The sequence below is a fragment of the Helcobacillus sp. ACRRO genome (assembly GCF_022347125.1).
GTDB lineage: Bacteria > Actinomycetota > Actinomycetes > Actinomycetales > Dermabacteraceae > Helcobacillus > Helcobacillus massiliensis.
This window is the reverse complement of the sequence record NZ_JAKRNG010000034.1, coordinates 1-22,453: the sequence shown is the minus strand read 5'-3', so window position 1 is coordinate 22,453 and position 22,453 is coordinate 1. Positions and strand designations below refer to the sequence as shown.

Genomic DNA, 22,453 nt, shown 5'->3' with positions numbered 1-22,453 from the left:
GGGCCAAGGCGGGTCGCCGGGGCCGCAGTTGGCGGCGGCAAACGGCACCGGCGCCAGAGGGCGGGGGTCAGAGCGCGCCGGTGTCAGACGGCGCAGGCGGCGCAACCGGCAGCGCGCGCCGGCGTCAGAGGCTGTCGGCGACCACGGGGATCGGCGCGGTCGAGACACGCGTCCGGCGCGCGCGCCCGAGCCGCCCGAACCGGCTGAGCCGCCCGAACGCGCGAGGCCACGGCAGCGCGCTGGGCCACGGGAACGGGCGGGGCCGCATCGTCACCAGCAGCAGACCGGCCACCATCACACAGCCGGCCACGATCGTCGCCGCAGTCAGCTCCTCACCCGCCACCACGTGGCCGGCGACCATGCCGACCACCGGCACGAGAGTCGCGAGGGGCGCCACCTGGCTCGCGGGGTAGGTGGACATGAGCATCGTCCAGATACCGGTCGCGATCGCTGATGACAGCAGGGACAGGAAGCCGAGCGCCAGCCACATCGTCAGCGCTTCCGGCCCCACGAAGGAGGCGAGACCGGCCGCGGTGACAGCCGGGCCGTCCACCACAACCGCGGCGATCAGCATCGGGATCGGCACCGCGATCGACATCCACATGGCGAGCGCGAACGGACGGTCACTGCGGATATGGGCAGCGGTGATGTTGCCGAACGCCCAGGCGAGGCCGGCGAGGATGCACAGCAGCACCGGCAGCAGGGAGGTTGCCTCCGCGCGCTGCACGCTGGCTCCGCCGAGGCCGATGAGGCACAGCACCAGGCCGATCAGAACCTGCCGGGAGGGGCGCTGGCGCAGCAGCAGGACACCGAGGATCACGGTGAACGGGGCGGACACCTGCATGATCAGGGAGCTCAGGCCCGTCGGCAGGCCGGTGCGCATCGCCGCGAACAGGAACCCGAACTCCAGGGAGCCCATGAGCGTGCCGTACAGCAGAATCCACCGCCACTTCACGGCGGGCCGCGGCACGAACAGGACCGCGATGATCGCCACGGGGATGAACCGCAGCGCCACCAGGAGGATCGGGCTGATGTGGGCCATCGCGGCGTCGGCGACAATGAACTGCAGGCCCCACAGAAGAATGCAGAGGGCCCCGATGAGCTGGTGGAACAGACGCATGAGCTCTATGAGACCGCGCCGAATCCGTTCAGCACAAGCACGAACTTCTGCACCGACTGTGAAGCTGAGCTTTAGAATGAGGGGCATGGATCCCCGCCGCCTCGTTCTGCTCAGCGAATTCGCCGAACGTCGATCCATCACGGCGACCGCTACCGCTCTCCACCTGACCCCGTCGGCCGTCTCCCAGCAGCTCAAAGCGCTGGAGAAGGAGGCCGGGGCGCCCCTGGTGGAGCCGCGCGGCCGCGGCCTGGAGCTCACCGCCCTCGGCGCCGCTCTCGCCGACACCGCGGTCGAGATCCGCACCGCCCTCGCCCGCGCCCGCGCCGTCGCCGATGAGCACGTGCTCGGCGTGGCCGGCACGGTCCGCATCGCCATGTTCCCCAGCAGCGCGGAGCTGCTGCTGCCGGGCGCGATGTCGATGCTGCGCGAACGCACCCCGTCCCTGCTGATCGACCCGGTGATCCTCGATGCGCAGGAGTCGGAGTTCGCCCGCCTCGTGCCCGACTTCGACATCGTGCTGGCGCACAACGTGTCCGGAGCGGGGGCGTGGATGAGCCCGTCGAGCAGCACCCAGCTGCTGCTGACGGAGCCGCTCGATGTGGCGGTCGCGCCCGATCATCCGCTCGCCGAGCGCGATGAGGTCAGCGCCGCCGAACTCGCGGACGAATCCTGGATCAGCGTGCCGCACGACTTCCCATTCGAGCATGCGTTCACTCGCCTGGAGCGGCTGATGGAGCAGCCGCTGACGGTGGTGGCGCGCCTGCCTGATCTGCGCACGATCGAGGCGCTGATCGCCACCGGGCACGGCATCGGTCTGGTCTCGCGGTTCACGGTGGCGGCGGACAAGGTGCGCACGCTGCGGCTCGCGGAGTTCCAGCCCACGCGGCAGATCTACGCGCTCACCCGGGCGGAGCATGCGAGTTCGCCGGCGGTCCGACGGGTGCTGGACGTCCTGGTGGAGGCCGGCTGGGAGGTGGAGAGGGCGGTGGCCGACGGGGCTGCGCAGTGAGCTCGACTCCCGCACCTCGGACTCCTCTGCCCGATTGTTGAACATTCCGCCCTTCCTGCCGGTTGGGAGCCTATGGTGGGATGAAATGGAACACAGAACAGTCAGCCGCAAGCCCGGCCAGCCCTTCGCGCAGACCTTCACCGACGCTCAGCGCGAGATCGCTGACGCCACCATCCGCGTGATCGCGGAGCAGGGCTTCGATGTGGTCAGTGTGCGCACCGTCGCCAAGGCGTCCGGCTTCTCCGCGGGCAGCGTCCAGTACCACTTCGGCACGCGGCAGGAGATCCTCATCGCGGCCCTGGTCCGCACGGTGCAGCGGTGCGGCGACCGCGCCGATGAGCACCCGAGCCAGCCGCTGCTGTTGGATTCGATGACGCTGAAGCTGTCCGAAGTGCTGCCGATCGGTCCGGTGCAGCGCGAGGACCTCGCCGCGTGGATCGCGTATTCGGCGGCGTCGTCCACACGCGATTGGCTGGCGCCGCTGCATACGGAGGCGGTGGAGATCGCTCGTCGGCGCGTCGAGCTGTCCCTGCAGCGCGCGGAGCGCAACGGCACGCTCGCCCCCGGGCTCGACCCCGTGTGCGGGTCCCGCCTCATCTCCGCCATGGTCAACGGTCTGACCGTGGAGTTCCTCAACACGGAGCCCTCCCCCGGTGAGATGCGCACCCTTCTGCGCACCGGCCTGTCCCGCTTCATCCTCGAAGAGGACTGACCGTCGCTGGGCAACAGTTCGGCAACAAAGCGCAGTCACGCGCATTCTCCGGCCTCCCCGTTGTTACCGTGAGCGGAGTCCATCACCGGTTCACGGGCACGAGGGGGCACTGCACCGATGACCGACTCGTCGCAGCACCGAGGTCGATTCCGACTTCCCGCTGCTCTTCTCGGAATCCTGACCGTCGCCGCGGTCATCGCACTGGCGATCATTCAGCCGTGGGCGCCTTCGCCGACGAAGTCGCCGGAGGCGCCGGCTGCCGCTGACAGCACCGATGGTCTCGACTCTGCCGCGGACCCTCTACCGGTCATGCCGGATGAGCCGGCGGCCACCACGCGCATGGGTGAGCGGGAGCGCCTGTTCGGCGACATCACGCCGAAGTCCATCACTTCCAACCGGCACGGCACACTGCTGGCCTCGAACATGATGTACAGCCACTCCATCACCGTGTTCGACGCCGAGACCCGCACCAGCCGGGACCTCTCGGACTCCGTGGACCTCACCGAGCTCGGCGTGGACGGCTTCCCCGGCATCACCAAGGGCGCGCCGGTGGAGTCCGCGTGGACGGCCGACGGGCGCTACGCGTACGTCTCGCAGTACACCCTCTACGGTGAGGGCGCCGGCCGTGCAGGCAACGACAAGTGCCTGGACCGCGAGCAGATCCGCAACTCCGTGCTCCTGCGCTACGACACCGAGAAGCACGCCTGGGATCAGGCGATCGAGGTGGGCCGGGTCCCGAAGTACGTGGAGATCTCCCCCGATGGCCGCACCGCGCTCGTCTCCAACTGGTGCGACTCCACCATCTCTGTGGTGGACCTCGAACGGGGTGAGGAGACTGCGCAGATCCCCGTGGATGCAGCGCCGCGCGGCATCGTGATCCTGCCGGACAACCGCACCGCATACGCAACCGCGATGTACGCCGACGAGCTGTACCGGCTCGACATCGAATCAGGCACCAGCGAGTTCGTGATGAAGACCGGCCGCAAACCGCGCCACCTCACCCTCTCCCCGGACGGCTCGCGCATGTACCTGACGCTCTCCGGCGCGGACCGCCTGCTGGCGCTGGATCCCGCCACCGGCGAAGTGGTGGACGAGACCCGCACGAGCCGGGAGCCGCGCTCCATGACGATCTCGGCCGACGGCACCGCCCTGTACGTCGTGAACTACTACGAGAACACGGTCTCGAAGTTCGACGCGGCGACCCTCGAGGAGCTGCAGCGCGAACCGGTGGGCACCCGCCCGATCGGCGTTGCGTACGAGCAGACCACCGGCACCGTCTGGGTCGCGAACTACGCCGGCAGCGTGGACGTCTTCGACGACACGCTCAGCGCAGAGGAGACCGAGGAGACCGAGGAGGCCGACGGGGACCGCGCCTCCGATGCACCAGCTTCTGACGGCGGCCGCTGACCGTCACGCCAGCGCGAGGGTCCTGCCCTGCCATCGGCGGCGCAGCCACCGGTCGTGCGATGCCACGATGATGCACCCGTCGGCTTCCGAGATCGCATCCTCCAGCGCCGTCACCAGGTCCAGGGACAGGTGGTTGGTCGGCTCGTCCAGCAGCAGAACGTCCGGCGGGTCCGCGAGCAGCACGGCGAGGTCGAGGCGTCGGCGCTGCCCCACGCTCAGCGCCCCGACCTCTCGGGTGAGGTCCCGCGGCCGGATCAGCCCGAACCGCGCCAGCGGCATCCGCTCGGCCCGCTCCTCCCCCACGGCGTCGGCATAGGAGTCGACGACTCGGCGGTGGGATTCCGCGGGGGCGGTCTCCTGGGTGAGGAGGCCGACGGAGGCGCCGTTCAGCAGGGTCAGGGTGCCGCTCGTCGGTGCGAGACGACCGGCGATGACCTGGAGCAGGGTTGACTTCCCGGCTCCATTCGGGCCTGTGACCAGGAGCTTCTCCCCGGCGGACAGGGTGAACGAGGTCGGCTGCAACCGGCCCGAAACAGCAGCTTGAGCCGCTGAGACGACCGCGCCGCTCAGCGTCCGACCCGGGGGCATCCCCGCGAACTGCAGCTCATCGGCAGGTCGCCGGACCTGGTTCTCTTCCAGGTCGTCGAGGCGCCGGCGGGCGTCCTTGACCCGTCGGGACACCACGACGGCGTTGCGGTCGGCGTAGAACTTCTTCGCAATCCGGGTCTCGCTGCGCGGGGTCCAGTCGGTGTGCCCCACCTGCTGGTCGTCACGGACCCGGCGCCGCAGTCGCCGCAGCTCCTCCTGCTCGTCCTCGTACTGCTGCTGCCATCGCCGGCGCGCATCGGCCTGCGCCGCGCGGTAGTCGGTGAACGTTCCGGTGAAGCGGGTGGCGCCGATCGCGGCGTCGGCGTCCCCGCCCTGGTCGCGCACTGCCGCCATGGCGACGGGACCGGGATCGAGGTCGAGCAGAGCCGTGACGGTGTCGTCGAGGAAGGCGCGGTCGTGGCTGGACATCACGATGGGGCCGGGGTGCGCCGCGAGGACTCCGGCGACGAACGCGGCCGCATCGTCGTCGAGGTGGTTCGTGGGTTCATCGAGCAGCAGCAGGTCCGGCGCCTGCAGCAGGAGACAGGCGAGGCCGAGGCGGGCCCGCTGGCCGCCGGAGAGGGTGACGGTGCTCCGCGACCTGTCGACCCCGCCGAGCCCCACCCCGTCCATCATGGTTCCGACCCGTGCGCTCACGTCCCACGCGCCGAGGCGGTCGGCGGTGTCCACGGCGGCGGCGAGGGCCTGTGCGGCGGCGGGGTCGTCGGGGTCGGCCGCGAGCCGGTCGCCGAGGCGGCCGACGGATTCGGCGGCGGCGCGGACCTCGGAGGTGGCGTCGTCGAGCGCCGCACCGACGGTGAGATGCGGATCCAGGTGCGGTTCCTGCGGGAGCAGACCAGTGCGGGGGTGGGTGCCGTGGGCGGCGATGAGCTCCACTCTTCCTGCATCGGGGTGAAGTTCACCGGCGAGGATGCGCAGCAGGGTGGTCTTGCCGGCGCCGTTCTCGCCGATCAGGCCGATCCGTTCCCCGGCGGGGACGGAGAAGGAGACATCCGCGAGGACGCGGCGGTCCGGGTAGGAGAACGAGATCCCGTCGGCCCGCAGGTGTGATCCGGAGGTGAAGGCCGACGGGTGCTGATGAGCGTGGTGAAGTGCGTGCTGGTGGCGCATGGTGATCCTGGTGGTCGGCGCCGCCGAGCCGTCGACGACGCGCAGACGTGCGCGCATGCCGGTGCGGCGGCGGGTGGGAGTCCTGCCGGGCGCTCGGGGCGCTCACGGGCGCAGGACGGGGACGGGATCACTCACAGGCTCATGCGTCCACCGTACGGATCGGGCCGGGGCGCGTCCACTGAATTACGTCGATCCACCGGCTCCAGGATAAGAGTTATCCTGGAGCCGGAAGGGCGGGCGCTCCAGGTTAGTGATTATCTCGGACGCGGAGTCCCCCGATTTCAGCAGGGCGTTGATGGAGGTGCGGGGTGGGCAGGCGAACAGCTCTCTTCTGGGAGAACCGCTACGAGTCGGGAGTGCCGCGCCGCGAGCGCCGGTCCGGCGAATTCTTCGCATACATCCCGGATCCGCTGCAAGGGCTTCCACTCCGAGTCAGTGCCGAGACCGGACAGGCCGTGGCGCGAGCTGAACGCGCCGTCCAGCGCCTCGGCGGTGCCCGCATGCACGACCTCGCTCTGGTCTCGCGGTTCTTGTTGAGGTCAGAGGCGATCGCGTCGTCCTTCATCGAAGGCATCGCCCCGAACCCGAAGAACATCGCCCTGGCTGAACTGTCCGAGTCCGACGAGCCCGTCCTGGGCCTGTCGGAAGCCGCGCAGCAGGTGGCCCGGAACATGACGATCGTGCGAACCGCGACCCAGGCGCTCGCTTCGGTCGACCAACTGACACCAGGCGACCTCGAGGAGCTGCAGATCGCGCTTGTCCAGGAGCGGCCCGACCTCCAGGGCGTGCGCATTCAGCAGAACTGGGTGGGTGGTTCGAGCTACCACCCGCTGGAGGCCGCACATGTCCCCCCACCCGCTGCGCTTCTCGACGACCTGATGCGGGACCTCACCGACTATCTTTCGGGGGCGGCACACTCCCCGATCATCCAGGCCGCACTGGCGCACGCCCAGTTCGAGACCATCCATCCCTTCCCTGATGGGAATGGGCGCGTAGGGCGAGCCCTGATCCACACGGTGCTGACCCGGCGTGGACTCACCCCGGATGCGGTTCTGCCCGTCAGTCTGATCCTCGCCACCCGGCGGGACGAGTACGTGGCGGGACTGACGGCGTTCCGCTTCGAGGGCGAGCCCGATTCACCGGAAGGTGTTGCGGGGATCAATCGGTGGGTCACTGTGTTCGCTGATGCTGTCGGCCACGCAGCTGAGCAGGCGCTGGTGCTGGAGCGCGAACTCACCCAGTTGCGCAACGAGTGGCAGAGCATGCTCGAAGAGGGGCGACGCCGCGCGGGCCGGGTCCGGGCACCGAGGCGCACATCAGCGGTGCTGATGGTGCTCGAGGGCCTCCCCGGGACCCCAATCCTGACGCCCGCGACTGTGGTCCGCATGCACGGCACGTCCCTGTCGGGCGCCGCGAGCGCCCTGAGCGAGCTCGCTGAGTACGGCATCCTGTCCACCGTCTCCATTGGGCGGGGGAACCGGGCCTACATGTCGCCTGATGTCCTGAACCTGATCACCGTGCGCGAGCGCGCCCTTGCCAGCCCCGCGTTCGATACCGCGGTCTCGCCCCCGAGCTGGAAGGTGCCTGCCCTGCCGCCCGAGGGGCGGTGAGCGCCGCCGCCTGTTGCGCATTCAGCTAGGCGCTTCGACGCGCCGCCCAAGGGGAGTTGACGGGGATCGCCGGCACCCGGATCTCCAGGCGATCATTCATACCAAAAATATACGAGGCCTTTCGAGGATGTAGACGCGATCCTACGTTTCCGCAGGTAGAGGCACTGAAGAAGGGCCGCACCAGAGGCCGACATTGGTAGAGGGCCGCAGGCGGAGGTGTACGAACACCGCGCTGGCGCCTACTGCGCCATGTCCTTGAACCGCGAATAGTGCCCCTCGAACGCCACCGGGATCGTCGCGGTGGCGCCGTTGCGGTGCTTCGCCACGATCAGGTCCGCCTCGCCGGCGCGCGGCGACTCCTTCTCGTAGTAGTCCTCGCGGTGGATCAGCACGATCAGGTCCGCGTCCTGCTCGATCGACCCGGACTCGCGCAGGTCGCTCATCATCGGGGTCTTGTCCGTGCGCTGTTCGCTGCCGCGGTTCAGCTGCGAGATCGCGATCACCGGCACCTCGATCTCCTTCGCGAGGAGCTTGAGGGCACGGGAGAACTCCGACACCTCCTGCTGACGGGACTCCACCCGCTTGCCGGAGCTCATCAGCTGCAGGTAGTCGATCACCACGAGCTGCAGATCGTGCTTCTGCTTCAGTCGGCGGCACTTCGCGCGGATCTCCATCAGCGTCATGTTCGCCGAATCGTCCATGAACAGGGGCGCGTCCGAGATGCGGCCCATGGCGCGGGCGAGGTTCTGCCAGTCCCGGTCATCCATCGTGCCGTCGCGCATGCGGCTCATCGGCACCTGCGCCTCCGCACTCAGCAGACGCATCGTGATCTCCGTGCGGTCCATCTCCAGGGAGAAGATGACGGAGGTCTTCCCGTTGTGGATGGAGGCGGAGCGCAGCACATCCATGCCGAGCGTGGTCTTACCCATCGCGGGTCGGCCGGCGAAGATGATCATCTGGCCGCCGTGCAGACCCTGGGTGAGCTCATCGAACTGCTGGAACCCCGTGGGGATGCCGGACACTTCACCGCCGCGGCCCTGCACCGCCTCGATCGTGTCCACCGTTTCCTCAATGGTCTCCGCCAGCGGTACGAAGTCCTCGGAGGCGCCGCGCTCGGTCACCGCGTAGATCTGCGCCTGCGCTTCGTTGACGACCGCGTCGACCTCGCCGCCCTCGGTGGCGTAGCCGAGCTGCACGATGCGGGTGCCGGCCTCCACCAGCTTCCGCAGGGTGGAGCGCTCCGCGACGATGTCGGCGTAGTAGCCGGCGTTCGCGGCGGTGGGAACCATGTCGATGAGGTCCGCAAGGTACGCGGAGCCGCCGATGCGCTGCAGTTCGCCGCGCTTGGAGAGCTCATCGGACACGGTGAGGAGGTCCGCCGGTTCGCCGCGGCCGTACAGGTCGATGATCGCTTCGTAGATGAGCTCGTGCGCGGGGCGGTAGAAGTCGCCCGAGCGCACCCGCTCCACCACGTCCGCGATCGCGTCCTTGGACAGCATCATGCCGCCGAGGACACCGCGCTCCGCTTCGAGGTCCTGCGGCGGCAGGCGGTCCATGCCCGGGTCGCTGCCGGGCTCGTACACCTGGTTCGTGCTCATCGATGCATCCTCCCCCGCCGGTGCGCCGTCGCGGCGCGTCAGTCCATTGTCGTGTTCAGCAGCTCAAGAACGCGCCCCGGGTCCGTATCCGGGTTGGTGAACACGAGCCGAAGGAGTGTCTCACCTTCGTGCTTCGTGGGCACACACAGCATCAGCCCGTCGTGAGCAAGTCGCTCCGACCAGGCGGTGTACTGCTCCGGGCCCCAGCCGACGCGGCGGAACACCACCACGGACAGCTGCGGCTCCACCACCACCTCGAGGTGGTCGGCGGCGCGGATCCCGTCGGTCACCTCGCGGCAGATCTCCAGCGTCCGCTCGATCGCGGCCGTGTACTTCGCGGTGCCGTGCGTGGCGAGCGAATACCAGAGCGGCAGCCCGCGGGTGCGGCGCGACAGATGCGCCGCGAGGTCCGACGGGTTGACGTCCGTCCGCACGATCTGGTCGAGGTACTCGGCGTGCTGGGCGTGTGCCTGGTACGCGAACGTGGGGTCGCGGTACAGCAGCGCGCAGCAGTCGTAGGGCGCGAACAGCCACTTGTGGGGGTCCACGATGAAGGAGTCGACCTCCTCGATCCCCTCGAAGCGGTGACGCACCGACGGGGCCGCGAGCGCCGCTGCGCCGTACGCCCCGTCCATGTGCACCCAGAGGCCGCGCTCGTGCGCGACCCTCACGATGGATGCGAGGTCATCGACGATGCCGGCGTTGGTGGTGCCGCTGGAGGCGACGACGGCGAACACGTTCGGGTGCTCATCGAGCACAGGGGCGAGGTTGTCGCCGGACAGCCGGCCCTGCTCGTTGAGCTCCACGGTGACGACTTCGCAGTCGAGCAGGGACGCGTTGGAGCGGATGGAGGAGTGGGCGCTGGTGGCGCAGGCGATGGCGAAGCCCTCCGGCGGCCGGCCGTTCGGGTAGCGCCCGTCGGCCTCCCACCTGGTCTTCGCACGCTGCCGGGCGGTGGCGAGCGCGGACAGGTTGCCGGCGGTGCCGCCCGCGACGAAGCAGCCGGCGCCGCCGTCGGGCCAGCCGGCGAGGTCCATCAGCCAGTCGAGGACCTGGTTCTCGGCGAAGATGGCGCCGGCGCCGCCTTCCCAGATGCCGCCGAAGACGTTCGCGGCGGACACCACGAAGTCGAACGCGACGGAAGCGCGGGTGGGAGCGCCGGGGATGTAGGCGAGGTTCATCGGGTCGTCGGCGGAGCGGGTGGCGGGGTGGAGCACTTCGTCGAAGATGCGCATCGCTTCGGCGTGGCCGATGCCGTCCTCGGTGATGGTGGCGCCGACGTCGGCGGCGAGGGATTCGGCCTGCCTGGCGGTGGACTTCGGGTCGTTCGCCAGCGCGGTGTGGCGGCGCGCCCAGTTCTGGGCGGCGTCGACAGCGGCGGTCTCATCGCCCCACACGGAGGACACCGGGCGCGGGTACTTGTCAGTGTTCGAGTTGCTCACGGTTGCCGATTGTCTCACGGACCGGAACAGTGCGGCACGGTTTTCAGCGGGTGTGGATCAGTGCCGGGGCGGCGGTCAGTCGGTGGAGGCGGCGCGGAAGGCGCGCAGGCGCAGACTGTTCGTCACCACGAGCACGCTCGACAGCGCCATCGCCGCGCCAGCCAGCATCGGGTTCAGCAGCCCCAGCGCGGCCACCGGGATCGCGAGCACGTTGTAGAAGAACGCCCAGAAGAGGTTCGTCCTGATCGTGCCGAGGGTGCGGCGGGACAGGCGGATCGCGTCGGCCGCGGCGCGCAGGTCCCCGCGCACCAGCGTGATGTCCGAGGCTTCGATCGCGACATCGGTGCCGGTGCCCATGGCCAGGCCCAGATCGGCCTGCGCGAGTGCGGGGGCGTCGTTGACGCCGTCGCCGACCATCGCCACGACCCGTCCCTCGCCCTGCAGGCGGGAGACCACATCGACCTTGTCCTGCGGGAGGACCTCGGCGATGACCTCGTCGATGCCGACCTCGGCAGCGACCTGCTCGGCCACCGTGCGGTTGTCGCCGGTGAGCAGCACGGGCTGCAGGCCGAGACTGCGGAACTGGGCGATCGCGTCGGCGCTGGTGTCCTTGATTTCGTCGGACACCACGAGGACGCCGCGGGCGGAGCCGTCCCAGCCGACCACGACGGCGGTGCGGCCCTCCGCTTCCGCCGCCTGCTTCGCGTCGGCGACCTCGGCGGGGATCCGCATGCCCTCGTCGGTCAGGAAGGCATCCCGGCCGACGGCGACGGCGCGCCCGTCGATCACTCCGCGCACACCCCTGCCCTCCACGTTCTCGAAGTCGCTCGGGGTGGGGAGGGTGCCGAGCTGGTCGGCGGCCCCGTCGGCGATGGCGCGGGCGATGGGGTGCTCACTGTAGGCCTCGAGGCCGCCGGCGGCGGCGAGGACCTCGTCGCGGGAGGTTCCGTCGGCCGCGGCGACCTGGTGGAGGGTCATGGTGCCGGTGGTGACGGTGCCGGTCTTGTCGAGCACGACCGTGTCGACCTGCCGGGTGGATTCGAGGATTTCGGGGCCCTTGATGAGGATGCCGAGCTGGGCGCCGCGGCCGGTGCCGACCAGCAGCGCCGTGGGGGTGGCGAGGCCGAGGGCGCACGGGCAGGCGATGATGAGAACGGCGACTGCGGCGGTGAATCCGGCGGCGAGGGGGAAGCCCGCGCCGATCCAGAAGCCGAGGACGCCGACGGCGATCGCGATCACCACGGGCACGAACACGCCGGAGACGCGGTCGGCGAGGCGCTGGATCTCGGCCTTGCCGGACTGGGCTTCCTCCACCATGCGCGCCATCTGGGCGAGCTGCGTGTCGGAGCCGACGCGGGTCGCGCGCACCACGAGTCGGCCGCCCGCGTTCACCGTGGCACCGGTGACGGTGTCGCCCTCGCCGACCCCCACGGGCACGGATTCGCCGGTGAGCATGGAGGCGTCGATCGCGGAGGTGCCGGAGGTGACGACGCCGTCGGTTGCGACCTTCTCACCGGGGCGAACGATGAACTCCTCCCCCACGGTGAGCTGCTCGATCGGGATGGTGTGCTCGCGGCCGTCGCGCAGAACGGTGACGTCCTTCGCGCCGAGTTCCATGAGGGCGCGCATCGCGTCACCGGCGCGGCGCTTGGACCGCTTCTCGAAGTAGCGGCCGAGCAGCAGGAAGAAGACGACGCCGGCGGCGACCTCCAGGTAGATGGAGTCCAGGCCGCTGCCGTGCGACAGGGTGATCGCGAATTCGTGGCGGGTGCCGCGGTCACCGGCGGTGCCGAAGAACAGCGCTACGATCGACCAGAGGAGGGCGGCGCTGGTGCCCACGGAGATGAGGGTGTCCATGGTGGCGGCGCCCTGTTTGAGGTTCGCCCAGGTGGCGCGGTGGAACGGCCAGCCGGCCCACACCACGACAGGTGCGGCGAGGACAAGGGAAGCGAACCCCCAGAAGTCGAACTGGAGCGCCGGGATCATCGCCATGAGGATCACGGGGATGCCGAGGACCGCGGAGCCGATGAGGCGCTGCTTAAGGGAGGCGAGCTCTGCTTCCTCCCGCGCCTCGACGGGGTCGGAGGCGGCGGCGCCGACGGATGCCTGGGGGCCGTCGGCCCCCTCCCCCGCGCTGGCGGGGGCGGCCTTCGGCTGCGGGAGGGTCGCGGAGTAGCCAGTCTTCTCGACCACGGCGATGAGGTCCTGCGGGTCCATGTCCTCCGGGACTTCGATCCGCGCCTTCTCGGTGGCGTAGTTGACGGTGGCGCTGGCGCCCTCGACCTTGTTGAGCTTCTTCTCGATGCGGTTGGCGCAGGACGCGCAGGTCATGCCGCCGACTGCGAGCTCAACGAACTTCGTGCCGCTGCTGAGGGGAGTGTCAACGGACATGGTGGGCTCCTTCCGCTGCGCTGGGGGTGGTGAGGCCGACGGGTGCCGACTTGACGGGGTCCGTGGCCGTCGCCGGGGTGCTGTGCGTCCAGTCGTCCACCACGGAGTCGGGGATGAGCCAGGAGCCGAGGAGGGCGGAGAGTGCGAACACGGCGGCGAGGATCAGCGCGTAGATCCCGAGTCGCGCTGGGGTGCTCATGGGCTTCTCCTTCCGGCGCGCGTGGGCGCCACGAGTCGGTGACACCATCGACGCTATACCCCTCAGGGGTATCAAACAAGGGCGAAGGTCACATTCCATGGCGTCGTGCACACGCGTGTTCCGCTGAGATGCCGAGGAGTCCGGCCGGGTGCTACGGTGCTTCTACTCGGGGCTATAGCTCAGCTGGTAGAGCGCGTCGTTCGCATCGACGAGGTCAGGGGTTCGACTCCCCTTAGCTCCACAGAGGATTCAGCAGCGCCCGTTCCGCATCTGCGGGGCGGGCGCTGCTGTGTTCCGCGCACCGCGCGGCTCAGGCCAGCTCGCGCGGGTACTCACCGCGGTAGCCGAGGAAGTCCACCCGCAGGCCGTTCTCGCCGCGGCGCACCCGCACCATGCGGGTGATCGAGTAGATCGCGCCGACCACTCCGAGGTATTCGAGCATCTCCTCGATCTGGATGGCCAGCATGAGATGCCAGGTGACCTGGCCGAAGTGCTTCTCAATGTGGCCGCCCACGGTCTCCAGCACCACGGCACCCAGCAGGAACACCGCACCGGAGAGCACGAGGCCCACCACCACGGAGCGGGGCAGATGCCACAGCAGCGGCAGCATCACGAGCGCCACGAACAGCACCACGATGATCCCGGCCGCCACCCAGCTGTAGGACAGCAGCCCCTCCGGCATGTGCAGCTTGAGCTTCCCACCGACCCGGTACAGCTCCTCGTGCAGCATGCTGGCCTCATCCGCGGACGCATACAGCGCGATCGCCGCCAGGATGTACCAGAGGAAGGATCGGCGGTCAGCGGCGAGCCCCACCACGACCGCGGTGACGGCGAACAGCATCCAGAGCGACGCCGCCCACCAGGCCGCAACGTTCGCCTCGCCAGCCACATCGAACCGCTGGAACAGCCACAGCCACACCGTGTCCGCCCACTGCGTCTGCACCATCCGCACATACAGCAGCCCTGACGCGGTCACCACGAGCGCGGAGATGACCGCGAGGACAGCGGCCAGGCGGGTGCTGCCGAGGCGGCGCGGCCGGGCGGGGCGGCGCGCTTCGCCGGCGACCCCCGCGGCCTGGGGACCGACGGGGCCTGAGGTGGGAGGCGCCGCCACCGAAGATGAACGCGACATGACCATCAGCCCTCCAAGAAGTGAAGAACAGCCTGAGGTTAGCCAAGTGGTCGGCAGATTGCCCACAAAGGCGGCCGGAGCCACACGCACCTCACGCACCAGGCACTCCCCCGGGAGGAGAAGGACGGCTCGGCCGCGTCACTCACCGATCGTCAGCTGCTCCGAGGCGGGCAGGCCGACGGGGTCATCCCCGAACGGTGCAACCTCCAGATACGACGGCACACCGCCATCGATGAACAGCAGGACAAGAGCGGAACCGTCCGCGAGATCGGCGGACAGCACGATCCTCTCGCCGCCGCTCGGGTGATCGGGCGCCGGCTCCAGTTCCAGCTCGATCGACGGGCACAGCCCGCAGCCGCACTCCCCCGACACCACGAACGCATCCAGCATCCCCAGCCACCGGTCACGGTCGGCACCCGTCGGCCCCTCCTCACCACCGCCCGGAACAGCACGGAGGATCATCGCCTCCAGCAGGGCGCGCTCGGGGCCAGTGAGCTGACGGGGCGCACTCTCCCGTGACTGCGCGCGCGAGTCGGCCGACTGCGACGCGCTCATCACCGGCCGGTGTCCGAGATCAGGCGGGGCCGAACCGACGCATCGGCCTGCAGCCAGGCCGCGATCACCCGCGGGCGCACATCGAACTCGTGCAGGCGCTCGATCGGCAGCCACGCCGCCCCCGTCTGGCGCTCCGAGTCCGGCAGCTCCCCGAGGCCGGGCTTCTCCCCCTGCTCCAGGCCGCACCAGAACATCAGGTTGATCTGGTGGAAGCGCGACCCCGTCGGCTTCCCATCCTGGCGGCCGAGCCGCTCCGAAATGACCTCACAGACCACCGCGAGATCATGGACCCGCACCCGCACGCCGATCTCCTCGAGGCACTCGCGCCTCACGCCGTCCTGCACGGTCTCCCCGTGCTCGAGACCGCCGCCGGGAACGGCGAAGAAGCGCCCGCCCGTCACCGGGTCGGAGAACTCCTCCAACAGGATGTGCCCATCGGCCTGGATGAGCGCGCGCACGCCCGTGCGAACATTCGAATACCCCGGATCCAGCTCCATGCCGGTCACGCTACCACCGCCCCGCCGGCCCCACAGGACAGTGTCCGAACAGTCAGGGAAGGGAGGCTCCCATGGCCGCAGAGCAGGGCGAACAGACTTCGCAACCTGCCCCGCACCGCCCCGACGCCCCACCCGTCTGGGCGCTCGCCACCGCGTTCGCCGGAGGCGTCGTCGGCGCCGCCCAGTCCCGCATCAACGCCGAACTCGGGACCGCACTGGCCGACGGGTTCGCGGCCGGACTCACCTCCTTCGGCGTCGGCCTGATCGTCGTCACCGCCGTCATCGCCGCCCGGCCCCGCCTGCGCCGCCGCACCGCCGACCTCCTCACCGACCTCGCCCGCGGCCGCGTCCCCTGGCTGTACGCCTTCGGCGCGATCGGCGGAGTCGCCTACGTCCTCGGCCAGTCCCTCGTGGTGGCACTGACGGGTGTAGCGCTGTTCCTCGTGTGCGTCGTGGCGGGGCAGACGATCAGCGGAATGGTGCTGGACCGGGTCGGCTTCGGACCCTCCGGGCCGCGCACCGTCAGTCTCAACCGTCTCGGCGGCGCCGCCCTCATGCTGGTCGCCGCCGCGATCTCCGTCTCCGGCGGCTTCACCGGAGGCATCCACGTGCTGCCGCTGCTCGCCCCCATCGCCGCGGGCCTGCTCATGGGCTACCAGGCCGCTGCGAACGGCCAGGTCACCGCCCACGCCGGTCATTTCCTCGTCGCCACCCACTGGAACTTCCTGCTCGGCACCGTTCTGCTCGCCGCCGCCGCCATCGTCAACATCGTGGTCAACGGGCCGCCGACGGTGCCGCCCGCCGATCCGCTCCTGTTCACCGGCGGAGTCCTCGGCATCGCCGTGGTCGGCGTCAGTGCCGCACTGGTGCAGCACCTCGGCGTCCTCACCTTCTCCATGACGCTCGTGGCCGGCCAGATCATCGGGTCGCTGCTGCTGGATGCTGCGCTGCACCCGTCGGCCCTCACCCTCCCGACCGTGCTGGGTGCCGCCCTCACCCTCGTGGCCGCTGTGCTGACCGCCGGGATGTGGCCGCGGCGGCGGCCTTCGCCCCGTTCCGTGCGTTTCAGCGCGCTTGATCGGGATTGAGCGCGCTGAAACGCATGCAGCCGTCGGCCGCGGCGACGGAGTAGGCTGAAGACTCGCCGACGCCGACGACCGAAGGAGCCGACGTGCCCGCACCGCGCGACACCGCCCTGCTGGTCCGCGCCGCGCGCCTCTACTACGAAGAGGACTTCTCGCAGGCCGACGTCGCCCGCACCCTCGGCATCTCCCGCTCCAACGTGTCCCGCATCCTCGCGCGCGCCCGCGACCAGGGCATCGTCACGATCCGCATCTCCGACCCGGAGGCCGCCCCCGCACGCGTCGGCGACCTGGAGCGCATCCTCATCGAACGCTTCCACCTCGACGACGCCATCGTCGCCTCCGACTCCGGCGAACCCGCGATCGACGCCGTCGGCCGCTCCTGCGCCGAACTCGTGGAGCACCTCGACGCCCAGTCCTTCGGCCTGTCCTGGGGGCACACCCTGCAGACCCTCGTGTCCCACATGGAGCCGCGCGGCACCCGGCAGAACATCGACGTGCTCCCCCTCGTCGGCGGGGTGTCCGGCCTCGACACCCTCGACTCCGGCGACACCCTGCTGCGCGTGTTCGCCTCCCGCCTCGGCGCGAAGCCAACGCCGCTGTACGCGCCGGCGCTTCTGGAGTCCGCGACGGCGTACTCCGCGTTCATGGGTGAGTCGTCGATCGCGTCCGTGCTGGAGCGCGCCGGCGGGGTCGACGTGGCGCTCATCGGAATCGGCTCCAAGGGCAAGCACTCCTCCACCCAGATCCTGCGCGCCATGAAGCTCACCGACGACGAAATCGCCGCGTTCGAAGCGCAGCAGCCCGTCGGCGACCTCTGCGGCCGCTACTTCACCGCCGACGGGGCCGAGATCGGTCCACCCACCAGCGAACGCGTCATCTCCGTGACGTTCGACCAGCTCAGGCGCATCCCCACCACTGTCGGCCTCGCTGCGGGCACGGAGAAGGCGCCCGGCGTGCTCGGCGCGCTGAATACGGGCCTGCTGAACGTGGTGGTGCTGGACGTGGCGCTCGCGCAGGCCGTGCTCGGGATGGTCTGAGGCGGGCGAGGCCGGCAGCCGGGCACTCCGCCCGGGGGCACTCCTGCCGGGGCACTCCGGCCGGGGCGCGCCAGTGCAGAATTCGACGGATGTTCGTTATTCCGCCTGAATTCCGACCATCCGACGAATTCTGTGATCGGTGATCGCGCCGCAGCGTCCGCCCCGCGGTGGGCTTGGCCGGCCGGGACAACGAAAGCGACTTTTTTGCGGATCGACCAGGGTCTTACTGCAAAAAAGTCGCTTTCGATTGCCGGTGTCCACGGCAGTCAGCGGTAACGGCGCGAGCGGCGACTCTTGGGGGAAACGCCGCCGCGCCGCCGTCAGCACTCAGTCCTTGAGGCGGACCTTCCGGGCACGCATGGCGATGCCCAGACCGATGGCGCCGCCGGCAGCGGCGATCAGGCCACCCACCTCAGCGCCCGTCCGTGCCAGGACACCGCTCGAAGCAGCCTGCGCAGGCTGCTGTGCCGAGCCGGTCGAGCCGGCTCCCGCAGTCCCCGGGGCGTCGGCGCCGCCCTTGCCAGGTGCGCTGCCCGAGGCGTCGCCCGGCCGCTCCGGCTCACCAGGCTGCTCAGGCTTCTCCGGCTCACCAGGCTGGCCCGGCGCGGGCGCCTCGTTGCCAGCACCGAACGCGTCGCAGTCCGCCATCACGGTGGTCAGGGCCCCCGTCGGCACCCCGTCCTCGAAGAACCAGACGGCGCGCTGATCGCCGTCGCACACGTCCGAGATCGCCATGCCCTCGTGGTTGCTGTTCGGCAGGCCGGCCGGGCGGGCCAGATGCGTGATCTCCGGCTCGCCGCCGGTGAGGGCGAGGCGGGTGGTGACGCCGTCGAAGCCGTCGTCCGCGTGGACCACCAGGGTGCGGGCACCCTCGCGGTAGTCGAGCGCCATCGCGCCGTCGATGCCGGTGGCGAGATCCGCGACCAGGGTGGCGGTGCCGTCCGGGTGGAGCACGAACGCGTACACGCGCCCGTTGGCCTCCAGCGCGGTGAAGAACACGCCGCCGGACACGGCGTCCGGGTAGGCGCCGATGGTGAACGGCCTGCCGGTCGCCTGGTCCACGAACGCGCCCTCAAGGCCGGCGCCGTCAGCGAACTCGACCGCTTCGATGCCGGTGTTCGCGGACACCTGCGGCAGCAGCTCGGTCAGGTCCCATTCGGCGGAGGCGACCACGTCGGGCCCGGCCGCATTCGGATCGACCTGAAGAATCGTGTTCTGGTTGACTCCCTTGTCGCCGTTGTCGCGCTCGGACGCGGCGTAGAGGAGCCCGTCGGAGGCGGCGGTGATGCCCTCGGTGTCGGGGCCGGCGGCCGACGGGTTCGAGGCGTCGCGCTGGAACCGGACCCGTTTGCCGTCAGCCCAGCCGTCGGCGAAGGACACGGTGCCGTCGGCGGCGGCGTTCAGCTTCCAGATGGTGCCGGTGCCGTTGTCGATGGCCCACAGGACTCCGTCGCGGTAGTCGAGGCCGGAGGAGTCCTCGAGGAACATGCCCTTCTCATCGAGGATGGTCGGGTCCTGGGCGCCGGGCCAGTCCTCAGTGCCGGGACCCGTCGGCTGCTCCCCCGTGTCGCCGTCGCAGGTGTTCGGCGCGCCCTTGGTGGCGGCGGCGGTGTCGACGACGTCGCCGGTGCCGTCAGGGCAGCGGCCGAGGGTGGTGGCGGAGTGGTCGCCCCACTCGATGATGTCGACTCGGGCGCCGAGGCGGTTGCGCAGCTCCACGTGGTCGTTCTTGCCGAGACCGAACCCGAAGTGGGTGCCGGTATCGAACACGTACATCTCGCCGGGCTGGAGCACCGTGCCCTCGGGCACGGGAATGACGTCGGCGGCGTGGCCGACGGGGTCGTTGTCCATCACGGTCCAGCCGGAGATGTCCACGGGGGTGCTGGAGGTGTTGGTGATCTCCACCCAGTCGGTGGCGTCGCCGTTGGATTCGATCTCGTTGATGGTCACGAGCGGACGGGACAGGATGTTCGCTTCGCCGGGGGTCGCTTCGGTGAGGGCGAAGGTGCCGACGCCGTCGGGGCTGCGGCCGAACGTGGCGGCGGCTTCGTCGCCGTCGATGGCGGCGTGGCCCTGCCAGGAGAAGGAGTCGATCTTCTTCCCGGTGGTGTCGAACAGGCGGATGGAGTCGCCGGAGCCGATGCCGATGGCGGTCTCGAACGTGCCGGCGTCGTACGCGCCGGTCTGGTCGTTGAAGACGAGGCCGTCGCTCTTGGCGTCGACCACGAGGTGCTGCCCGGGCTCGATGACGGTGCCGTCGGGGAAGCGCCACCGGTGGTCGTCGGAGTTGTCGCGGATTTCGTACCCGGAGATGTCGAGCGGTTCGTCGCCGGGGTTGACGAACTCGACCCAGTCGGCGGGCGCGGAGTCGATCTCGTTGATGGCGATCGACCCGCTGCTGGGCTCGGGGGTGTCGGCGGTGCAGTCGTTGGCGCCGCCGAGGGTGACGCGGGTGGCGTGGGCCCAGTCGCCGATGCCGTCGCCGCAGCGGGCCCAGGCACCGAGCGGGGCGGTGGCGTCGTACGTGTAGGAGTCGACGACGGCGCCGTCGGCGTCGCGGATCTCGACGCGGTCGCCCTTGCCGAGGCCGAAGTCGAAGTCGCCGTTGCCGGCGTCGTCGACCTGCGTGAGGACGAGGTATTCGCCGGGCTGAAGGGTGCCGTGGAGGTCACCGAGGCCGGGCCGGTCCTTGTCATCATGGAGGGACCAGCCAGTGAGATCCACCGGTTCGGTGCCGACGTTCCGGAGCTCAACAGCGTCGGATTCGGGGCCGTTGTAGACGATCTCGCTGATGATGATGCTCGGCGAGTCGGCCGACGGGGTCGCGGCTGCCTCGATGCTGGCCGGGAAGGAGGGGGCGGCCGTGGCGGCCAGGGGGAGCCCGAAGGCTGACAGTGCGAGGCAGCTGGCGAACGCTGCCGTACGGGTGGGGATCCGCATGGGGAACCTTTCGCGTCACGAAGCGGGGGATGGGGACAGAACCGTCGGCCAGTGTGCGTGAGCAAGGCGACCCGAACGTGTCGCGGAGGTGAACGGCGAGGGCGCGGTCGCCGACGGCACCGCTGGGGGGCGGCCGACGGTTCCGGCGAGGGCGCGCGAAACGAAAGCGACTTTTTTTGCGAAATGACCGCAGTCAAAGCGCAAAAAAGTCGCCCTCGATCAGATGAGCTGGGCGCGGAGAACCGCGCCGGCCTCAGCCCTTGACGATCGTCGCCTGCTGGCCGTCCTCGCTGAACTGGACGCGGGCGTCGAGGTCCTCCACGGTGTTCAGCACGTTCACGGTGGACACGGCGTGGCTGAGCAGGTGCATCTTCACCCGCTCACCGGAATCCGAGCCGACCGCTGCGATCGCGTTGCCCACGGCCTCGAGATAGGCGGGAAGAGAGGTCGCGAGCAGGTGCAGGCCGAGCTCCTCGTCGATGTACCAGACGCCGCCGGCGTTGCCGTTGTCCGCGATGGTCACGATGATCGCTTCGTCGGCGGTCTCGAACAGGGGGTAGTACTCGTCGGTGTCGCCGAGCAGGGTGTACGGACCGAGGTCGGTGCGCTCATCGATGACGAGGTTGACCTCGAAGTCGTCGTCCAGATGGATCCCGGCGAACTCGTCCACCAGGGGCTGCAGGACGGGCGGGATCTGAGCGGCGGTCTCGTTCGGGTCGATCAGCTGAGGGCCGGCGCCGGGCACGGTGCCGGCAGCGGACGCGGAGTCGGTGGCGGCGGAGGAATCGGTGGAGGCATTCTCTGCGGCGCCAGCGGCCTTCACGAACGCGGTGAGGCGCTCGAAGGCGGGGCGGGCGGCGGAGAGGTCAAGCATCTGGGCGGGCTCGGTGTACGTCATGGGAAGTCCCTCTCTCGCGGGAGTGACCGGGCGGCGTGCCGGCACCGCTCACGATACCGGCAGGGGTCTGCGGCATCTCAGCGGCGCGGCCGACGGGTGCCGAATTTCCGAGAAGTTCACGCCCCGGGGTCGGCGGGCTCGGTCGGCGCGGTCGGCTCCGAGGGCTTCGTCGGCGCGGCCGGCTCAGCAGGCGCGGCGGGCCCGGTCGCGCTGGCGCGGATCGTCAGACCGAGGTCGGTGGCGCACACGAGGGAGCGGCCGCCGCTGGTGGCGCGGACGTACTCGCGCAGGGCGTCGTGCTCGGGGCCGATGATGAGGCAGACGTCGGTGACGCCGGCGTCGGCGAGTGCGGAGATGACGTAGTCGAGAAACGGCCGCCCCACATCGATGAGCGCTGTGACACCGCTGCCGGCGGTCGCGGCCTGCTCGGCTGTGAGGGCGGCCGACGGGTCCTCGCGGCGCATGCGGGTGCCGAGGCCGCGCGCCAGAATCACTGCATGTGTCGTGGCCATGACTTCCACGCTCATGCGGGGACCGGCCGCACGCGGCTCACGCGGCGGGTTCGCCCCGATCCGACAAGCCGATCACCGGTTGCGTCCCTCACATTCCGGGTGGTGCTGGAGGCCGTTCTCCCAAGCTGGCGTCCAGGTTCGCGGGGGTCTGTTCAGGTTCGACGGGAGCGCTGTCAGGAACCGCCGCGAATCCCAGCAGATTGGGAGCCTAGTATCAGCGCCGCCCAAGGTCCATGGGTTTTCATGGTTTCAACGCGTTACGAGCGGACAGTCGTTTGAGGAGAGGACTGATCCAGAAAAGCCGTGACGCGGGGGAAAGGGATATGGCCCGGGCTCGTGGGGACGAGCCCGGGCCCTTCTTTAACCGCCCGGCCCCGGCCCGGGCGCAGCCCCCGGAACCGGCCGTGGCGGCCCACTGCACCCCGGCGCAGCTCCGAGTGCCGGCATGACCGCCCTCAGCATCCCAGCGCGCCCGTTACCTTGTGAGCACCCCGATGGACGGGGTCTGGTCGCTCGGCCGGGTATGGCTTTGTTGCCCTGCCATTGATGGTCCGGGGGGTGTTGCCGCCCGGTCGAGAGACACGCGTTGA

General features: G+C 70.0%; 18 protein-coding genes and 1 tRNA gene. 7 read left to right on the top strand and 12 right to left on the bottom strand.

Annotated features, from left to right (window positions below):
• Window positions 1-124 precede the first annotated feature (124 nt).
• Window positions 125-1,120 carry an EamA family transporter gene (locus tag MHY20_RS10395; protein WP_239376616.1) on the bottom strand — a complete coding sequence of 332 codons (996 nt, stop codon included), beginning with the start codon at window positions 1,118-1,120 and terminating at the stop codon, window positions 125-127.
• Window positions 1,121-1,205: 85 nt separating this feature from the next.
• Between MHY20_RS10395 and MHY20_RS10390 the strand changes: the two genes are divergently transcribed.
• From MHY20_RS10390 to MHY20_RS10380, 3 genes are all read left to right on the top strand, one after another.
• The gene (locus tag MHY20_RS10390) at window positions 1,206-2,129 is read left to right on the top strand and encodes a LysR family transcriptional regulator (RefSeq protein ID WP_183377013.1); all 924 of its coding nucleotides are present in this window, start codon (window positions 1,206-1,208) and stop codon (window positions 2,127-2,129) included.
• A gap of 85 nt (window positions 2,130-2,214) precedes the next feature.
• Window positions 2,215-2,841 carry a TetR/AcrR family transcriptional regulator gene (locus MHY20_RS10385; protein ID WP_183377012.1) on the top strand — a complete coding sequence of 209 codons (627 nt, stop codon included), beginning with the start codon at window positions 2,215-2,217 and terminating at the stop codon, window positions 2,839-2,841.
• A gap of 117 nt (window positions 2,842-2,958) precedes the next feature.
• On the top strand, window positions 2,959-4,248 hold the full coding sequence (locus MHY20_RS10380) for a beta-propeller fold lactonase family protein (RefSeq protein WP_239376615.1): 1,290 nt from the start codon (window positions 2,959-2,961) through the stop codon (window positions 4,246-4,248).
• A gap of 3 nt (window positions 4,249-4,251) precedes the next feature.
• On the opposite strand, the gene MHY20_RS10375 is transcribed toward MHY20_RS10380, so the two are convergent.
• Complete coding sequence (locus MHY20_RS10375; protein ID WP_239376613.1) at window positions 4,252-6,024, bottom strand: ATP-binding cassette domain-containing protein; 1,773 nt, start codon at window positions 6,022-6,024, stop codon at window positions 4,252-4,254.
• A 299-nt stretch (window positions 6,025-6,323) separates the two neighbouring features.
• Between MHY20_RS10375 and MHY20_RS10370 the strand changes: the two genes are divergently transcribed.
• Complete coding sequence (locus tag MHY20_RS10370; RefSeq protein WP_343217755.1) at window positions 6,324-7,577, top strand: Fic family protein; 1,254 nt, start codon at window positions 6,324-6,326, stop codon at window positions 7,575-7,577.
• Between the two features lie 239 nt (window positions 7,578-7,816).
• Here MHY20_RS10370 and dnaB read toward each other — a convergent pair whose 3' ends face one another.
• The 4 genes from dnaB to MHY20_RS10350 all read right to left on the bottom strand — a co-directional run bounded on the left by dnaB (window position 7,817) and on the right by MHY20_RS10350 (window position 13,207).
• On the bottom strand, window positions 7,817-9,175 hold the full coding sequence (gene dnaB / locus MHY20_RS10365) for a replicative DNA helicase (RefSeq protein WP_183377219.1): 1,359 nt from the start codon (window positions 9,173-9,175) through the stop codon (window positions 7,817-7,819).
• Between the two features lie 38 nt (window positions 9,176-9,213).
• Window positions 9,214-10,617 (bottom strand): aminotransferase class V-fold PLP-dependent enzyme, encoded by a 1,404-nt coding sequence (locus MHY20_RS10360; RefSeq protein WP_239376612.1) that lies wholly within the window; start codon window positions 10,615-10,617, stop codon window positions 9,214-9,216.
• Window positions 10,618-10,692: 75 nt separating this feature from the next.
• Window positions 10,693-13,008: a heavy metal translocating P-type ATPase gene (locus tag MHY20_RS10355; protein WP_239376611.1), complete on the bottom strand. Its 2,316-nt coding sequence runs from the start codon at window positions 13,006-13,008 to the stop codon at window positions 10,693-10,695.
• Window positions 12,998-13,207, bottom strand: a complete 210-nt coding sequence (locus MHY20_RS10350) for a hypothetical protein (RefSeq protein WP_239376610.1) — start codon at window positions 13,205-13,207, stop codon at window positions 12,998-13,000. The genes MHY20_RS10355 and MHY20_RS10350 overlap by 11 nt, the downstream gene beginning before the upstream one ends.
• A gap of 168 nt (window positions 13,208-13,375) precedes the next feature.
• Here MHY20_RS10350 and MHY20_RS10345 point away from each other — a divergent pair.
• Window positions 13,376-13,448, top strand: a tRNA-Ala gene (locus MHY20_RS10345).
• A gap of 69 nt (window positions 13,449-13,517) precedes the next feature.
• On the opposite strand, the gene MHY20_RS10340 is transcribed toward MHY20_RS10345, so the two are convergent.
• The 3 genes from MHY20_RS10340 to MHY20_RS10330 form a co-directional block, all read right to left on the bottom strand.
• Entirely contained in the window at window positions 13,518-14,339 is an 822-nt protein-coding gene (locus MHY20_RS10340) for a hypothetical protein (RefSeq protein ID WP_183376940.1), read from the bottom strand.
• Window positions 14,340-14,477: 138 nt separating this feature from the next.
• On the bottom strand, window positions 14,478-14,894 hold the full coding sequence (locus MHY20_RS10335) for a hypothetical protein (protein ID WP_239376609.1): 417 nt from the start codon (window positions 14,892-14,894) through the stop codon (window positions 14,478-14,480).
• Window positions 14,894-15,391 (bottom strand): NUDIX domain-containing protein, encoded by a 498-nt coding sequence (locus tag MHY20_RS10330; protein WP_239376608.1) that lies wholly within the window; start codon window positions 15,389-15,391, stop codon window positions 14,894-14,896. Before MHY20_RS10330 ends, MHY20_RS10335 begins: the two co-directional genes overlap by 1 nt.
• 71 nt (window positions 15,392-15,462) lie before the next feature.
• Between MHY20_RS10330 and MHY20_RS10325 the strand changes: the two genes are divergently transcribed.
• A complete protein-coding gene (locus tag MHY20_RS10325) occupies window positions 15,463-16,479 on the top strand; it encodes a DMT family transporter (protein WP_239376607.1) in 1,017 nt (338 codons plus the stop codon).
• A gap of 83 nt (window positions 16,480-16,562) precedes the next feature.
• On the top strand, window positions 16,563-17,513 hold the full coding sequence (locus tag MHY20_RS10320) for a sugar-binding domain-containing protein (protein WP_239376606.1): 951 nt from the start codon (window positions 16,563-16,565) through the stop codon (window positions 17,511-17,513).
• Window positions 17,514-17,840: 327 nt separating this feature from the next.
• Here the strand turns inward: MHY20_RS10320 and MHY20_RS10315 are convergent, their stop codons facing one another.
• The 3 genes from MHY20_RS10315 to MHY20_RS10305 form a co-directional block, all read right to left on the bottom strand.
• Window positions 17,841-20,453 carry a lamin tail domain-containing protein gene (locus tag MHY20_RS10315; protein ID WP_239376605.1) on the bottom strand — a complete coding sequence of 871 codons (2,613 nt, stop codon included), beginning with the start codon at window positions 20,451-20,453 and terminating at the stop codon, window positions 17,841-17,843.
• Window positions 20,454-20,706: 253 nt separating this feature from the next.
• The gene (locus tag MHY20_RS10310; protein WP_239376603.1) at window positions 20,707-21,351 is read right to left on the bottom strand and encodes a hypothetical protein; all 645 of its coding nucleotides are present in this window, start codon (window positions 21,349-21,351) and stop codon (window positions 20,707-20,709) included.
• Window positions 21,352-21,467: 116 nt separating this feature from the next.
• On the bottom strand, window positions 21,468-21,863 hold the full coding sequence (locus MHY20_RS10305) for a hypothetical protein (protein WP_239376601.1): 396 nt from the start codon (window positions 21,861-21,863) through the stop codon (window positions 21,468-21,470).
• Window positions 21,864-22,453: the final 590 nt, after the last annotated feature.

Bases quoted from the DNA above. Each gene is read 5' to 3' on its own strand.
- MHY20_RS10305 (WP_239376601.1), bottom strand. From the start codon at position 21,863: ATGGCCACGACACATGCAGTGATTCTGGCGCGCGGCCTCGGCACCCGC.
- MHY20_RS10380 (WP_239376615.1), top strand. From the start codon at position 2,959: ATGACCGACTCGTCGCAGCACCGAGGTCGATTCCGACTTCCCGCTGCT.
- MHY20_RS10385 (WP_183377012.1), top strand. From the start codon at position 2,215: ATGGAACACAGAACAGTCAGCCGCAAGCCCGGCCAGCCCTTCGCGCAG.
- MHY20_RS10395 (WP_239376616.1), bottom strand. From the start codon at position 1,120: ATGCGTCTGTTCCACCAGCTCATCGGGGCCCTCTGCATTCTTCTGTGG.
- MHY20_RS10390 (WP_183377013.1), top strand. From the start codon at position 1,206: ATGGATCCCCGCCGCCTCGTTCTGCTCAGCGAATTCGCCGAACGTCGA.
- MHY20_RS10355 (WP_239376611.1), bottom strand. From the start codon at position 13,008: ATGTCCGTTGACACTCCCCTCAGCAGCGGCACGAAGTTCGTTGAGCTC.
- MHY20_RS10325 (WP_239376607.1), top strand. From the start codon at position 15,463: ATGGCCGCAGAGCAGGGCGAACAGACTTCGCAACCTGCCCCGCACCGC.
- MHY20_RS10330 (WP_239376608.1), bottom strand. From the start codon at position 15,391: ATGGAGCTGGATCCGGGGTATTCGAATGTTCGCACGGGCGTGCGCGCG.
- MHY20_RS10350 (WP_239376610.1), bottom strand. From the start codon at position 13,207: ATGAGCACCCCAGCGCGACTCGGGATCTACGCGCTGATCCTCGCCGCC.
- MHY20_RS10310 (WP_239376603.1), bottom strand. From the start codon at position 21,351: ATGACGTACACCGAGCCCGCCCAGATGCTTGACCTCTCCGCCGCCCGC.
- MHY20_RS10340 (WP_183376940.1), bottom strand. From the start codon at position 14,339: ATGTCGCGTTCATCTTCGGTGGCGGCGCCTCCCACCTCAGGCCCCGTC.
- MHY20_RS10375 (WP_239376613.1), bottom strand. From the start codon at position 6,024: ATGCGCGCACGTCTGCGCGTCGTCGACGGCTCGGCGGCGCCGACCACC.
- dnaB (WP_183377219.1), bottom strand. From the start codon at position 9,175: ATGAGCACGAACCAGGTGTACGAGCCCGGCAGCGACCCGGGCATGGAC.
- MHY20_RS10315 (WP_239376605.1), bottom strand. From the start codon at position 20,453: ATGCGGATCCCCACCCGTACGGCAGCGTTCGCCAGCTGCCTCGCACTG.
- MHY20_RS10335 (WP_239376609.1), bottom strand. From the start codon at position 14,894: ATGAGCGCGTCGCAGTCGGCCGACTCGCGCGCGCAGTCACGGGAGAGT.